We start from the raw sequence: 13,276 nt of genomic DNA, 5'->3' as shown, positions 1-13,276 counted from the left end.
GCCACGAAAGCCCGCGCGCAAGCACGGGCTTGTCGCGGGACTTTACTCGGCGGCTTCGGCGGCGGCAGCGGTCAGCGTGACGCTGCCACCCGCCTTCTCGATCGCCTCGATGGCCGACTTGGAAGCGCCGGCGACCGTGAAGGAAACCTTCGCGGTCAGCTCGCCCTTGCCCAGCAGACGGACACCGTCCTTCTTCACCTTGCCGGTGACGCCGGCGGCGTTGAGCGCCGCGGCATCGATGGTCTCGGCCGGGTTCAGCTTGCCGAGGTCGATGGCCTTCTGGATCATGCCCAGATTGACCACCGAATATTCCTTGGCGAAGATGTTCCGGAAGCCGCGCTTCGGCAGGCGGCGGTGCAGAGGCATCTGCCCGCCTTCGAAGCCGTTGATCGCCACGCCGGTGCGCGAGGTCTGACCCTTCACGCCGCGGCCAGCGGTCTTGCCCTTGCCGGAACCGATACCGCGACCGACGCGCATGCGCGCCTTGCGGGCACCGGCGTTGTCACGCAGGTCATTCAGCTTGGTCATGATCTCAGCCCTCGTTCTCGACGCGGACCAGGTGCGCGACCTTGGCGATCATGCCCCGCACGGCCGGAGTGTCCTCCAGCTCGCGGGTCCGGTGCAGCTTGTTGAGACCCAGACCGACCAGCGTCTCGCGCTGGTCGTGCTTGCGGCCGATCGGGCTGCCGATCTGGGTCACGACGACGGTCTTCTTCTCCGTCATGATCAGGCCTCCTGTCCGGCGCCGGCCTCGCGACGGCCGAGGATGTCGCTCACGCGACGACCACGGCGCGCCGCGACGGACCGCGGGCTGGTGACCTGGGTCAGGGCGTCGAAGGTCGCCTTGATCATGTTGTGCGGGTTCGACGTGCCGATCGACTTGGTCACGACGTCAGCGACGCCGAGAGCCTCGAAGATCGCGCGCATCGGACCACCGGCGATGATGCCGGTACCAGCCGGAGCCGCCCGCAGCACGACCTTGCCGGCACCGAAGTGACCGTTGCTGTCGTGATGCAGCGTGCGGCCTTCGCGCAGCGGAACACGGATCATGCCGCGCTTGGCCTGATCGGTCGCCTTGCGAATGGCTTCCGGGACCTCGCGGGCCTTGCCCGAACCAACGCCGACGCGGCCCTTGCCGTCACCGACGACGACCAGGGCGGCGAAGCCGAAGCGACGGCCACCCTTGACGACTTTGGCGACGCGGTTGATGCCGACGAGCTTTTCGATCAGCTCGCTTTCTTCCCGCTCGCGCGGCTGCCGGTCGCGGTTGTCCCGCTCCCCACGTTCACGTGCCATATCCGGGCCTCCTTAGAACGACAGCCCGCCCTCACGGGCGGCGTCGGCCAGGGCCTTGACCCGGCCATGGTAAATATACCCACCGCGATCGAACACGACCTCGGTGACCCCAGCGGCCTTGGCGCGCTCGGCGATCAGCTCGCCGATGCGCTTGGCAGCATCGACGTTGCCGCCGTGCTTGAGCTGCTCGCGCAGCTCCTTCTCGAGCGACGAGGCCGACGCGAGCGTCTTGCCGTTTTCGTCGTCGATGATCTGGGCGTAGATGTGCAGATTGGACCGGAAGACCGAGAGGCGAACGCGCCCGCCGGCCTTCTTGGCAATCTGCGCGCGCACGCGCTGCTTGCGGCGCTCGTGGAGTTGCTTTGGCTTCAGCATGGCGGTTACTTCTTCTTACCTTCCTTGCGCAGGATGGTTTCGGTCTCGTACTTGATGCCCTTGCCCTTGTAGGGCTCCGGCTTCTTCCAACCGCGGATCTCGGCGGCAACCTGACCGACCTTGTGCTTGTCATAGCCGCTGACCGAGATGGCCGTCGGCTTGTCGCACTTGATCGTGATGCCTTCCGGGATCGGGTACTTGACGTCGTGCGAGAAGCCGAGCTGGAGAACCAGCTCCTTGCCCTGCACGGCCGCGCGGTAACCGACGCCGTTGATTTCCAGGTTGATCGTGTAGCCCTGGCTGACACCGGTGACCATGTTGTTGATCAGGGTGCGCGAGGTCGCCCACATGACGCGGGCGCGCTTGCTGTCATTTGCCGGCTTCACCACCACCTTGCCGTCTTCCAGCGAGGCGGTGATGTCGTCGATCAGGGTCAGGCTGAGTTGCCCCAGCTTGCCCTTGGCCGTCACCTGCTGACCGTCGACCTTTACGTCGACGCCAGCCGGGACCGGCACGGGATGCTTGCCAATGCGCGACATCTGCCAATCCCCCTTAGAACACGCGGCAGAGGACTTCACCGCCGACGTTGGCGGCGCGGGCCTCGTTGTCCGACATCACGCCGCGCGGGGTCGACAGGATCGACAGACCCAGACCGCTGTAGACGCGGGGCAGGTCGGCGATCTTCGAATAGACGCGACGGCCGGGCTTCGACACACGGGCGATCTGCTTAATGACAGGCTCGCCTTCGTGGTACTTCAGCTCGATCTTCAGGTTCTTGACGCCCGGACGCAGTTCTTCCTCGGACCAGCCGCGGATGAAGCCTTCACGCTTCAGAACTTCCAGGACGTTGACGCGCAGCTTGGACGCCGGGGAAACCACAACGGACATACGGGCGTGCTGACCATTGCGGATGCGGGTCAGCATATCGCCGAGCGGATCGCTCAAAGACATTCTCGGACCCTCCTTACCAGCTCGACTTCGTCATGCCCGGAATCTGGCCGGTCGAGGCCAGTTCGCGGAGCGTGACGCGGGACAGCTTGAACTTGCGATAGAACGCGCGCGGACGCCCGGTCATTTCGCAGCGGTTCCGGATGCGCACCTTCGAGGAGTTGCGCGGCAGTTCGGCCAGCTTCAGGCGGGCGGCGAATTGCTCTTCCGGCGGGAGGGTCTTGTCGTTCGCGATCGCCTTCAGGCGCGCACGCTTGTTCGCGTACTGCTTGGCCAGCTTGGCGCGACGCTTGTTCTTTTCGATGGCACTGGTCTTAGCCATGGTCGTGCTCCAGCCTCAGCTCACGAACGGCATGTCGAAGCCCTTCAGGAGAGCCTTGGCTTCCTGGTCGGTCTTCGCCGAAGTGACGATGATGATGTCCATGCCGCGGATCTGATCGATCTTGTCGTAATCGATCTCCGGGAAAATGATCTGCTCCTTGACGCCCATGGCGTAGTTGCCACGGCCGTCAAAGCTGTCACCCGGGATACCGCGGAAGTCACGGACGCGCGGCAACGCAATCGTCACCAGGCGATCCAGGAACTCGTACATGCGGTCGCGACGAAGCGTGACCTTGCAGCCGATCGCCATGCCTTCGCGCAGCTTGAACTGGGCGATCGACTTGCGCGACTTGGTCACCACCGGCTTCTGACCGGTGATGGCGGCCATCTCGGCCACGGCGAGCTGGATCTTCTTGGAGTCGGCGACAGCCTCGCCGACACCCATGTTGACCACGATCTTCTCGATCCGCGGAACTTCCAGGTCGTTCTTGTAGCCGAATTCCGACTTCAGAGCGGCGCGGATCTTGGAATCGTAAACTTCTTTCAGACGTGCGGTCATGCCCGGGTCCTCACAGGTCAATGACTTCGCCGGACCGCTTGGCGACACGCACCTTGCGGCCATCCTCAAGGATCTTGAAACCGACGCGGGTCGGCTTGCCATCCTTGGGATCGACGTGAGCGAGGTTGGAGACGTTGATCGGCGCCTCCATCTCGATGATGCCACCCTGCGAGCGGGCGCTGGCGCGCTGGTGCTTCTTCACCACGTTCACGCCCTGGACAACCGCGCGGTTCTCCTTCGGGAAAACCTGGAGCACCTCGCCGGTCTTGCCCTTATCCTTGCCGGTCAGGACGACGACCTTGTCCTTGGTCTTGATCTTGGCGGCCATCACAGCACCTCCGGCGCCAGCGAGATGATCTTCATGAACTTCTTGCCGCGCAGCTCGCGAGTGACCGGCCCGAAGATACGGGTGCCGATCGGCTCGCCCTGCTTGTTGATCAGCACGGCGGCATTCCGGTCGAAACGGATCGCCGACCCGTCCTCCCGACGCAGTTCCTTCGCGGTGCGGACGATGACGGCACGATGCACGTCGCCCTTCTTGACGCGGCCCTTCGGAATGGCCTCCTTGACCGAGACGACGATGACGTCGCCCACGGTCGCGACCTTCCGCTTGGACCCGCCAAGCACCTTGATGCACTGCACCCGGCGCGCCCCGCTGTTATCGGCGACTTCCAGGTTGGTTTGCATCTGGATCATTGTTTACGACCTTTCGTTATCACGCGGCGCCGCTGTCGGCGGCGGACTCCGTCACGACCGTCCAACGCTTGGACTTCGAGATCGGGCGGCATTCGATGATCGAAACGGTATCGCCGACCTTGTACTGGTTGCCCTCGTCGTGGGCGGCGTACTTCTTCGACTGACGAATGAACTTCTTGTACACGGGGTGCATGACACGGCGCTCGACGAGAACCGTAACGGTCTTGTCGCACTTGTCGCTGACCACCGTGCCCTGCAGAACGCGGCGAGGCATGGATGATCCCCCTTACTTGCCGGCGTCGGCGGAGCGGGCACGCTCGCCGAGGATGGTCTTGATGCGGGCGATGTCGCGGCGCACCGTGTTCACCCGCGCGGTGTTCTCCAGCTGGCCGGAGGCCTTCTGGAAACGCAGGTTGAACTGTTCCTTCTTGAGCTGGAGGAGCTGATCGTTCAGCTCGTCCGCGCTCTTCGTACGAATGTCTACGGCCTTCATGCCGCGGTCTCCTCGACACCGCCCAGGCGGGTCACCAGCTTCACCTTGATCGGCAGCTTCGCGGCCGCCAGAGCGAAGGCGGTTTTTGCCACATCCGCCGGCACGCCGTCCAGCTCAAACAGGATGCGACCCGGCTTGACACGGGCCGCCCAGTACTCGGGCGAACCCTTACCGGAACCCATGCGGACTTCGGCGGGCTTGGTCGAGACCGGGAGGTCCGGGAAAATGCGGATCCAGACGCGGCCCTGACGCTTCATCGCACGGGTGATCGCGCGGCGGGCCGCTTCGATCTGACGGGCGGTGATGCGCTCCGGCTCCAGGGCCTTGAGGCCGTAGGAGCCGAAATTCAGGGCGGTGCCGCCCTTGGCGTTGCCGTGGATGCGGCCCTTGTGGGCCTTACGGAATTTCGTGCGCTTGGGAGAAAGCATCGCTCGGCCCCTTTACTCGCGTTCGGAGCGCTCGGAGCGCTCGCGACGGTCGCGGCGATCGTGCCGCTCGCGGCGCGGCTCGCCGTCGGTCGACACCGGCTCGGACCCCATGCGCTTGTCCTGCGCCATCGGGTCGTGAGCCATGACCTCGCCCTTGAACACCCACACCTTGACACCGCAGGTGCCGTAGGTGGTCTTGGCGGTGCCCACACCGTAATCGATGTCGGCGCGCAGGGTGTGCAGCGGAACGCGGCCCTCGCGGTACCACTCCATGCGGGCGATCTCCGCGCCGCCGAGACGGCCGGAGCAGTTGATCCGGATGCCCTGGGCGCCCAGACGCATGGCGGACTGCACGGCGCGCTTCATGGCGCGGCGGAACGCCACGCGGCGCTCCAGCTGGCTGGCGATGTTCTCGGCGATGAGGCGGGCGTCGATCTCCGGCTTGCGGATCTCGACGATGTTCAGGCTCACCTCGCTGCCGGTCATCTTCGACAGCTCGAGACGCAGCTTCTCGATGTCCGCGCCCTTCTTGCCGATCACCACGCCCGGACGGGCCGAGTGGATGGTGATGCGGGCCTTCTTGGCCGGACGCTCGATCACGACGCGCGAGCAACCGGCCTGCTGCAGACGGCCCTGCAGATAGCCGCGCAGCTTCAGGTCCTGGTGCAGCAGGTTGGCGTAGTCGCGCTTGGCGAACCAACGGCTGTCCCAGGTCCGGTTGATGCCGAGGCGCAGCCCGATCGGATTGATTTTCTGACCCATTACTCGGCCCCCTCGGCAACGGCGGCGTCACGCTCGCGCACGATGATCGTCAGGTTGCTGAACAGCTTCTCGACCCGGGCGCCGCGACCGCGGGCACGGGCGTGGAAGCGCTTCATCACCAGAGCGCGGCCGACCGTCGCCGACGACACGTAGAGACGGTCGACGTCGAGCTGGTGGTTGTTCTCGGCGTTCGCGATCGCGGCCTGCAGGACCTTCTTCACCTCGCCGGCGATGCGGCGCTTGGAGAAGGTCAGCTCGGCAACGGCGCGGCTGGCATCCATGTTCCGGATGAGCTGGGCGACGAGGTTGAGCTTCCGCGGGCTGGTGCGGATCATCGGATTGCGGGCCAGAGCCTCGTTCTCCGCGACCCGGCTGGGGTTGGCAGACTTGCCCATGGCTTACTTCCTCTTCGCCTTCTTGTCCGCCGCGTGGCCATAGAAGGTCCGCGTCGGAGCGAACTCGCCGAACTTGTGACCGATCATATGCTCGGTGACGAGAACCGGCAGGAACTTGTGGCCGTTGTAGACGCCGAACGTCAGACCGACGAACTGCGGCAGGATGGTCGAACGACGCGACCAGATCTTGATGATCTCGTTGCGGCCCGAAGCCCGGCTCTTGTCCGCCTTCTTCAGCAGATAGCCGTCGACGAACGGGCCCTTCCAAACGGAGCGTGCCATCGTTCGACCTCCTTACTTCGAATGACGGCGGCGCAGGATCAGGCCATCCGTCTTCTTGTTGTGACGAGTCTTCTTGCCCTTGGTCGGCTTGCCCCACGGCGTGACCGGATGACGGCCGCCCGAGGTGCGACCCTCACCACCACCATGCGGGTGGTCGATCGGGTTCATGGCGACGCCACGGACCGACGGACGCTTGCCCAGCCAGCGGTTGCGACCGGCCTTGCCAAGGTTGGTGTTCATCTGGTCCGGGTTGGACACGGCACCCAGGGTGGCCATGCACTCGCCACGAACCATGCGCAGCTCGCCCGAAGGCAGCTTCAGCTGGGCGTAGCCGCCGTCGCGGCCGACCAGCTGCAGGTAGGTGCCGGCGGAACGAGCCACCTGACCACCCTTGCCGGCCTTCAGCTCGACATTGTGCACGATCGAACCGACCGGGATGTTCTTCAGCGGCATCGCGTTGCCGGGCTTCACGTCGACGCGCTCGCCGGAGATCACGGTGTCGCCGACCTTCAGGCGCTGCGGCGCCAGGATGTAGGACAGCGTCCCATCCTGGTACTTGATCAGCGCGATGAAGGCCGTGCGGTTCGGATCATATTCGAGCCGCTCGACGGTGGCCGGAACGTCGAACTTGCGACGCTTGAAGTCCACCAGACGATAGGTGCGCTTATGACCGCCACCCATCCGGCGCGCGGTGATGCGGCCGGTGTTGTTGCGGCCACCAGACTTGGTCAGGCCCTCGGTGAGGGTCTTGACCGGCTTGCCCTTCCACAGCTCCGAGCGGTCAACGATGACCAGCTGGCGGAGCGACGGCGTAATCGGGCGGTATTGCTTCAGAGCCATCGGATCACACTCCCGCTCAGATGCCCGTGGTCACGTCGATCTTGTTACCCTCGGCGAGGGTGACGACGGCCTTCTTGAAGTCCGAGCGACGGCCGATGGTGCCGCGGAACCGCTTGGTCTTGCCCTTGGAAACCAGGGTGTTGACCGCGGTCACCTTGACGTTGAAGAGACCTTCAACGGCGGCCTTGATCTCCGGCTTGGAGGCCGTGAGCGGCACGCGGAACGTGACCTGGTTGTGCTCCGACACCAACGTCGACTTCTCGGTGATGACGGGAGCGAGGATCAGGTCGTACATCCGCTCCTGGCTCACCGCAGGTTTCGACTGCTTGCTCATTTCAGGCGAGCCTCCAGTTGCTCGACCGCGTTGCGGGTCAGGACCAGCGTGTCGCGGCGGAGAATGTCGTAGACGTTCGCACCCTGCTCCGGCAGCACGTCGATCAGCGGGATGTTGCGCGAAGCCTTGGCGAAGTTCTCGTCCAGGTTCGCGCCATCGATGATCAGCGCCGAAGTCAGGCCGAGGGTGGCGAGACGGGCCGCCAGCTCCTTGGTCTTGTGCGTCTCGGCGGCCGCAGCCTCCAGGACGATCAGCTTGCCCTCGGCGGCCTTGGCCGACAGGGCGGTCTTGAGCGCCAGCTTGCGGACCTTCTTGGTCAGCTCATGGGCGTGCGAACGCACGACCGGGCCGAAGATGGTCGCACCGCCGCGGAACTGCGGCGAACGGATGGAGCCCTGACGAGCCCGGCCGGTGCCCTTCTGCCCGTAGGGCTTCTTGGTCGTGCCGCTGATCTCGCTGATGCCCTTGGTCTTGTGGTTGCCGGAGCGGCGCTTGGCCAGCTGCCAGTTCACCATGCGGGCCAGCAAGTCGGTGCGGGCCGGCAGACCGAACACGGCGTCCGACAGCTCGATCTCGCCGACGGCTTCGTTGTTCAGATTCTTGATCGTGGCCTTCATGGCGCTCACTCCTGCGTCTCGGCCGGGGCTTCCGCCGCCGGAGCAGACTTGATGCCGGCCGGGAAGGGCAGGCCTTCCGGAGCCTTCTTCTTGACGGCGTCACGGATGCGCAGCCAACCGCCCTCGGCGCCGGGGACGGCACCCTTGAGCATGATCAGACCACGGGCCTCGTCGACGGCGACGACCTGAAGATTCAGGACCGTGACCCGCTCGTCGCCGAGATGACCGGCCATCTTCTTGTTCTTGAAGACCTTGCCGGGGTCCTGACGGTTACCCGTCGAACCGTGCGAACGGTGCGACACCGACACGCCGTGCGTGGCGCGCAGACCACCGAAGTTCCAGCGCTTCATCGCACCGGCAAAGCCCTTGCCGATGGAGGTGCCGGTGACGTCGACGTACTGGCCGGCGACGAAGTGGGTGACCGACAGCTCGGCACCGACCTCGATCAGGGCATCGGCATCGACGCGGAACTCGACCAGCTTGCGCTTCGGTTCCACACGCGCCTTGGCGAAATGCCCACGCTCAGGCTTGTTGACGTTCTTGACCTTGATGGCGCCCGCGCCGAGCTGGACGGCGGTGTAGCCATCCTTCTCCTCGGTGCGAACGGCGACGACCTGGCAGCTGTCGACTTTCAGCACAGTGACCGGAACATGCTGGCCGTCGTCCGTGAAGACGCGGGTCATGCCGACCTTCTGCGCGATCAAACCGGATCGCATTGTTCTTTATCTCCTGACCAGGGACATCCGCTTACCGGAGAGGTCCCTTACCAACCAAAATCAGAGCTTGATCTCGACGTCGACGCCGGCGGCGAGGTCGAGCTTCATCAGCGCATCCACGGTCTGCGGCGTCGGGTCGACGATGTCGAGCAGGCGCTTGTGGGTGCGGATCTCGAACTGCTCGCGCGACTTCTTGTCGATGTGCGGCGAACGGTTCACGGTGAACTTTTCGATGTGCGTCGGCAGGGGAATCGGGCCCCGCACGCGCGCGCCGGTCCGCTTGGCGGTGTTGACGATCTCGCTGGTCGACTGGTCGAGCACGCGATGATCGAACGCCTTCAGACGGATGCGGATGTTCTGGCTGTCCATGTCCAAACGTCCCTTGCACCTTCTAGCGATGACGCGGACGCGTCACCGGAACTCCACGAGCTTGCTTCGGGGCATCGCCGACAGCGCAAGGCCGCGCGCCGAACCACCGAAACGGGGCCGACGGGCGACACTGTGACCGATGCGACGGGCCGATACGAAAAGAAACATCCCCTGCGCGGATGGCGCGGAGGGGATGTTTCGATCAGCAGACGGCGCGCCTCGCTGGGAGGCGCGCCTGAGCCGTTCGTCTCGGGCTGCGTCTAGGCCGAAGCTGCCTACCACCAACCCAAAATCCAGAGGGCGTAATCTCTAGGCGCTCAGCGCCCGCCTGTCAATCCTGAATCTCCCCTCGGCTCGAAGGAAGCTGGGTTGACAGGCGGGCGGTCCCGAATGCCGACGCCCGATGGCTAGAACCGGCGGGTCGTCCTCCCCGCTCGCGCGGGGAGGACGACCCGTCTCTTTCAACCGGCGGCGGGTCGCCCCGCCGCCCTACCCTTCCTTCCGGCATCCGCATCGCTGCGGCTGCCGGAAGCATCATCACTCGACGATCTTGGCAACGACGCCGGCGCCGACGGTGCGGCCACCCTCGCGGATGGCGAAGCGCAGGCCCTCGTCCATGGCGATCGGGGCGATCAGCGCGACTTCCATGGCGACGTTGTCGCCCGGCATCACCATCTCCACACCTTCCGGCAGCGAGACCATGCCGGTCACGTCCGTCGTGCGGAAGTAGAACTGCGGACGGTAGTTGGTGAAGAACGGGGTGTGACGGCCGCCCTCTTCCTTCGTCAGGATGTAGGCTTCGGCCTTGAACTTGGTGTGCGGGGTGATCGAACCCGGCTTGGCCAGAACCTGGCCGCGCTCGACGTCCTCGCGCTTGGTGCCGCGCAGCAGCGCGCCGATGTTGTCGCCGGCCTCGCCCGAGTCGAGCAGCTTGCGGAACATCTCGACGCCGGTCACCGTCGTCTTCACCGTCGCCTTCAGGCCGACGATCTCGACTTCGTCACCGACCTTCACGATGCCACGCTCGACGCGGCCGGTCACAACGGTGCCGCGGCCCGAGATCGAGAACACGTCCTCGATCGGCATCAGGAACGGACGGTCCTTCGGACGCTCCGGCTGCGGGATGTACTCGTCAACCGTCTGCATCAGCGCCAGAACGGCGTCACGGCCGATCTCCGGCTGACGGTCCTCGAGGGCGCACAGGGCCGAACCCTTGGTGATCGGAATGTCGTCGCCGGGGAACTGGTAGGACGACAGCAGCTCGCGAACCTCGAGCTCGACCAGCTCCAGCAGCTCCGGATCGTCGACCATGTCGACCTTGTTCATGAACACGACCAGCGCCGGAACGCCGACCTGGCGAGCCAGCAGGATGTGCTCGCGGGTCTGCGGCATCGGGCCGTCGGCGGCCGACACCACCAGGATCGCGCCGTCCATCTGGGCGGCGCCGGTGATCATGTTCTTCACATAGTCGGCGTGGCCCGGGCAGTCGACGTGCGCGTAGTGGCGGTTGGTCGTCTCGTACTCGACGTGAGCCGTCGAGATCGTGATGCCGCGCGCCTTCTCTTCCGGCGCCTTGTCGATCTGGTCGTAAGCGGTGAAGGTCGCGCCGCCGGACTCCGCCAGCACCTTCGTGATCGCCGCCGTCAGCGACGTCTTGCCGTGGTCGACGTGGCCGATCGTGCCAACGTTGCAGTGCGGCTTGTTCCGCTCGAACTTTGCCTTGGCCATGGGGTGGTCTCTCCGTTTCTCAATCGTTCCAGCGGTCTTCAGGCCACCTTGGCGCGGACATGCTCCGCGATGGCCTGTGGCACCGGCTCATAATGGTCGAACTGCATGCTGTACTGCGCGCGGCCCTGACTCATGGAGCGCAGGGAATTCACATAGCCGAACATGGCCGCCAAGGGAACCAGTCCCGTGACGATTCGCGCGTTGCCGCGCTGGTCCATGCCGGTGATCTGCCCGCGGCGGCCATTCAGGTCGCCGATGACATCACCCATATAGTCGTCCGGCGTGATGATTTCGACCCGCATCAGCGGTTCCAGCAGCACCGGAGCGGCTTTCGCCATCGCTTCGCGGAAGGCCGTGCGCGCCGCCAGCTCGAAGGCGAGCGGCGAGGAGTCGATGTCGTGCGCGTCACCGCCGGTGAGCGTCACCTTGACATCCACCACCGGATAGCCGGCGACGACACCGCTGTCCTTCGCGGCCTCCAGGCCCTTCTGCACCCCGGCGACGAACTCGCGCGGCAAGCCTCCGGCCCGGTTCTCGAAGACGAAGCCGGCGCCACGGTCCAGCGCTTCGAGCTTGAGCGTCACGCGCGCGTACTGGGCGCGGTCACCGGTCTGGCGGGCATGGGTGTGATCGATCTCGGCAGGGCGCAGCGCCGTCTCGCGGTAGGCGACCTTGGGCGCCCCGACCGCGGCATCGACGCGGAATTCCCGCTTCATGCGATCGACGATGATGTCGAGATGCAGTTCGCCCATGCCGCGGATGATGGTCTGGCCACTTTCGCGGTCGAGCGCGACCCGCAGGGACGGATCCTCGTGGCCCAGGCGGTTCAAAGCCGCCGCCATCTTCTCATGGTCGGCGTCGCTACGCGGCTCCACCACGATCTCGATCACCGGCTCGGGAATGTCGAGACGCTCCAGGACGATCGGCTTGGCCGGATCGCACAGCGTATCGCCCGTCGCGGTGTGCTCCAGCCCGGCGAAGGCGACGATGTCGCCGGTGTGGGCGCGCTCGATGTCCTCACGGCTGTTGGCGTGCATCAGCAGCATGCGGCCGATCTTCTCGCGATCGCCCTTCACCGGGTTCAGCAGCGAATCGCCGACGCCGACGGTGCCGGAATAGATGCGGCAGAAGGTGAGCGTCCCGACATAGGGATCGTTCATCACCTTGAAGGCCAGGCCGGAGAAGGGCGCGCTGTCGTTGGCCGCCCGCTCCTCCGACCGCTCGCCGCCGACGGCATGGCCTTTAACCGCGCCGATGTCGTTGGGCGCCGGCAAATACTGGACGACGGCGTCCAGCATCGGCTGGATGCCCTTGTTGCGGAAGGCGGAACCGCACAGCACGGGAACGACGGCCCCGGAAATCGTGCCCTTGCGGATCAGGGCGCGCAGGGCGTCGGGCGCCGGCTCCTCGCCACGCTCCAGATAGGCGGCCATCGCCGCCTCGTCGAGGTCGAGCACGGCCTCCAGCAGCGCCTGACGGGCGCTTGCGGCCGGTCCGGCCAGATCCTCGGGAATATCGGTGTGTTCGAATTCGGCACCGAGCGTCTCGGCCTTCCACACGGTCGCGCGCATCTCGACGAGATCGACGATTCCGGAGAAGCCGGCCTCCTTGCCGATGGGACGTTGCAGAACCAGCGGCTTCACCCCAAGGCGGTCGGCCATCATGGCGACGCAGCCGTCGAAGTCCGCGCCGACGCGGTCCATCTTGTTCACGAAGGCCATGCGCGGCACGCCGTACTTGTCGGCCTGCCGCCACACGGTCTCGGTCTGGGGCTCGACCCCCGCGACCGCGTCGAAGATGGCGACGGCGCCATCCAGAACGCGCAACGACCGCTCGACCTCGATGGTGAAATCCACGTGGCCGGGCGTGTCGATGATGTTGATGCGGTGGTCGCGCCAGAAACAGGTCGTAGCCGCCGAGGTGATGGTGATGCCCCGCTCCTGCTCCTGCTCCATCCAATCCATGACGGCGGTGCCGTCATTGACCTCGCCCATGCGATAGGACTTGCCGGTATAGAACAGGATGCGCTCGGTCGTCGTCGTCTTGCCGGCATCGATGTGGGCCATGATGCCGATGTTGCGGTAACGGTCGAGGGCGTGCGAACGGGGCATGCAAAA

Annotated in this window: 23 protein-coding genes; all 23 read right to left on the bottom strand. The window is 65.4% G+C overall.

Annotated elements, in window-relative coordinates; genetic code table 11:
• Positions 1–42 precede the first annotated feature (42 nt).
• A complete protein-coding gene (gene rplO / locus AZL_RS03165) occupies positions 43–528 on the bottom strand; it encodes a 50S ribosomal protein L15 (protein ID WP_012973224.1) in 486 nt (161 codons plus the stop codon).
• 4 nt (positions 529–532) lie between these two features.
• Positions 533–724, bottom strand: a complete 192-nt coding sequence (gene rpmD, locus AZL_RS03160; RefSeq protein WP_012973223.1) for a 50S ribosomal protein L30 — start codon at positions 722–724, stop codon at positions 533–535.
• A 2-nt stretch (positions 725–726) separates the two neighbouring features.
• Positions 727–1,296, bottom strand: coding sequence for a 30S ribosomal protein S5 (gene rpsE / locus AZL_RS03155; protein WP_012973222.1), 570 nt, complete (start codon positions 1,294–1,296; stop codon positions 727–729).
• 12 nt (positions 1,297–1,308) lie between these two features.
• A complete protein-coding gene (gene rplR, locus AZL_RS03150) occupies positions 1,309–1,671 on the bottom strand; it encodes a 50S ribosomal protein L18 (RefSeq protein ID WP_012973221.1) in 363 nt (120 codons plus the stop codon).
• A gap of 5 nt (positions 1,672–1,676) precedes the next feature.
• Positions 1,677–2,210, bottom strand: coding sequence for a 50S ribosomal protein L6 (gene rplF, locus AZL_RS03145; protein WP_012973220.1), 534 nt, complete (start codon positions 2,208–2,210; stop codon positions 1,677–1,679).
• Positions 2,211–2,223: 13 nt separating this feature from the next.
• The gene (gene rpsH, locus AZL_RS03140; RefSeq protein WP_012973219.1) at positions 2,224–2,622 is read right to left on the bottom strand and encodes a 30S ribosomal protein S8; all 399 of its coding nucleotides are present in this window, start codon (positions 2,620–2,622) and stop codon (positions 2,224–2,226) included.
• Positions 2,623–2,635: 13 nt separating this feature from the next.
• On the bottom strand, positions 2,636–2,941 hold the full coding sequence (rpsN, locus tag AZL_RS03135; protein ID WP_012973218.1) for a 30S ribosomal protein S14: 306 nt from the start codon (positions 2,939–2,941) through the stop codon (positions 2,636–2,638).
• 15 nt (positions 2,942–2,956) lie between these two features.
• On the bottom strand, positions 2,957–3,499 hold the full coding sequence (rplE, locus tag AZL_RS03130) for a 50S ribosomal protein L5 (RefSeq protein WP_012973217.1): 543 nt from the start codon (positions 3,497–3,499) through the stop codon (positions 2,957–2,959).
• A 10-nt stretch (positions 3,500–3,509) separates the two neighbouring features.
• Positions 3,510–3,827, bottom strand: coding sequence for a 50S ribosomal protein L24 (gene rplX, locus AZL_RS03125; RefSeq protein WP_012973216.1), 318 nt, complete (start codon positions 3,825–3,827; stop codon positions 3,510–3,512).
• Positions 3,827–4,195, bottom strand: coding sequence for a 50S ribosomal protein L14 (gene rplN, locus AZL_RS03120; protein WP_012973215.1), 369 nt, complete (start codon positions 4,193–4,195; stop codon positions 3,827–3,829). The genes rplX and rplN overlap by 1 nt, the downstream gene beginning before the upstream one ends.
• Before the next feature lie 19 nt (positions 4,196–4,214).
• Entirely contained in the window at positions 4,215–4,469 is a 255-nt protein-coding gene (gene rpsQ, locus AZL_RS03115) for a 30S ribosomal protein S17 (RefSeq protein WP_012973214.1), read from the bottom strand.
• A gap of 12 nt (positions 4,470–4,481) precedes the next feature.
• Positions 4,482–4,688, bottom strand: a complete 207-nt coding sequence (gene rpmC / locus AZL_RS03110; protein ID WP_012973213.1) for a 50S ribosomal protein L29 — start codon at positions 4,686–4,688, stop codon at positions 4,482–4,484.
• Entirely contained in the window at positions 4,685–5,116 is a 432-nt protein-coding gene (rplP, locus tag AZL_RS03105) for a 50S ribosomal protein L16 (protein WP_012973212.1), read from the bottom strand. Before rplP ends, rpmC begins: the two co-directional genes overlap by 4 nt.
• Before the next feature lie 12 nt (positions 5,117–5,128).
• Positions 5,129–5,878, bottom strand: a complete 750-nt coding sequence (rpsC, locus tag AZL_RS03100) for a 30S ribosomal protein S3 (protein ID WP_012973211.1) — start codon at positions 5,876–5,878, stop codon at positions 5,129–5,131.
• Entirely contained in the window at positions 5,878–6,273 is a 396-nt protein-coding gene (rplV, locus tag AZL_RS03095; protein ID WP_012973210.1) for a 50S ribosomal protein L22, read from the bottom strand. Before rplV ends, rpsC begins: the two co-directional genes overlap by 1 nt.
• A 3-nt stretch (positions 6,274–6,276) precedes the next feature.
• Entirely contained in the window at positions 6,277–6,555 is a 279-nt protein-coding gene (gene rpsS, locus AZL_RS03090; RefSeq protein ID WP_012973209.1) for a 30S ribosomal protein S19, read from the bottom strand.
• Positions 6,556–6,567: 12 nt separating this feature from the next.
• Positions 6,568–7,395: a 50S ribosomal protein L2 gene (gene rplB / locus AZL_RS03085; RefSeq protein WP_012973208.1), complete on the bottom strand. Its 828-nt coding sequence runs from the start codon at positions 7,393–7,395 to the stop codon at positions 6,568–6,570.
• Between the two features lie 16 nt (positions 7,396–7,411).
• Complete coding sequence (locus AZL_RS03080; RefSeq protein WP_012973207.1) at positions 7,412–7,729, bottom strand: 50S ribosomal protein L23; 318 nt, start codon at positions 7,727–7,729, stop codon at positions 7,412–7,414.
• Entirely contained in the window at positions 7,726–8,346 is a 621-nt protein-coding gene (gene rplD / locus AZL_RS03075; protein ID WP_012973206.1) for a 50S ribosomal protein L4, read from the bottom strand. The genes AZL_RS03080 and rplD overlap by 4 nt, the downstream gene beginning before the upstream one ends.
• 5 nt (positions 8,347–8,351) lie before the next feature.
• The gene (gene rplC / locus AZL_RS03070; RefSeq protein WP_012973205.1) at positions 8,352–9,062 is read right to left on the bottom strand and encodes a 50S ribosomal protein L3; all 711 of its coding nucleotides are present in this window, start codon (positions 9,060–9,062) and stop codon (positions 8,352–8,354) included.
• Positions 9,063–9,122: 60 nt separating this feature from the next.
• Positions 9,123–9,431 (bottom strand): 30S ribosomal protein S10, encoded by a 309-nt coding sequence (gene rpsJ, locus AZL_RS03065; protein ID WP_012973204.1) that lies wholly within the window; start codon positions 9,429–9,431, stop codon positions 9,123–9,125.
• A gap of 537 nt (positions 9,432–9,968) precedes the next feature.
• Positions 9,969–11,159, bottom strand: a complete 1,191-nt coding sequence (tuf, locus tag AZL_RS03060) for an elongation factor Tu (RefSeq protein WP_012973190.1) — start codon at positions 11,157–11,159, stop codon at positions 9,969–9,971.
• A 38-nt stretch (positions 11,160–11,197) separates the two neighbouring features.
• Complete coding sequence (gene fusA, locus AZL_RS03055) at positions 11,198–13,270, bottom strand: elongation factor G (RefSeq protein ID WP_012973203.1); 2,073 nt, start codon at positions 13,268–13,270, stop codon at positions 11,198–11,200.
• Positions 13,271–13,276 lie beyond the last annotated feature (6 nt).

The organism is Azospirillum sp. B510, from assembly GCF_000010725.1.
Lineage (GTDB): Bacteria > Pseudomonadota > Alphaproteobacteria > Azospirillales > Azospirillaceae > Azospirillum > Azospirillum lipoferum_B.
Note: the sequence above shows the minus strand (reverse complement) of the source record. Positions and strands in the feature narration are given on the sequence as shown.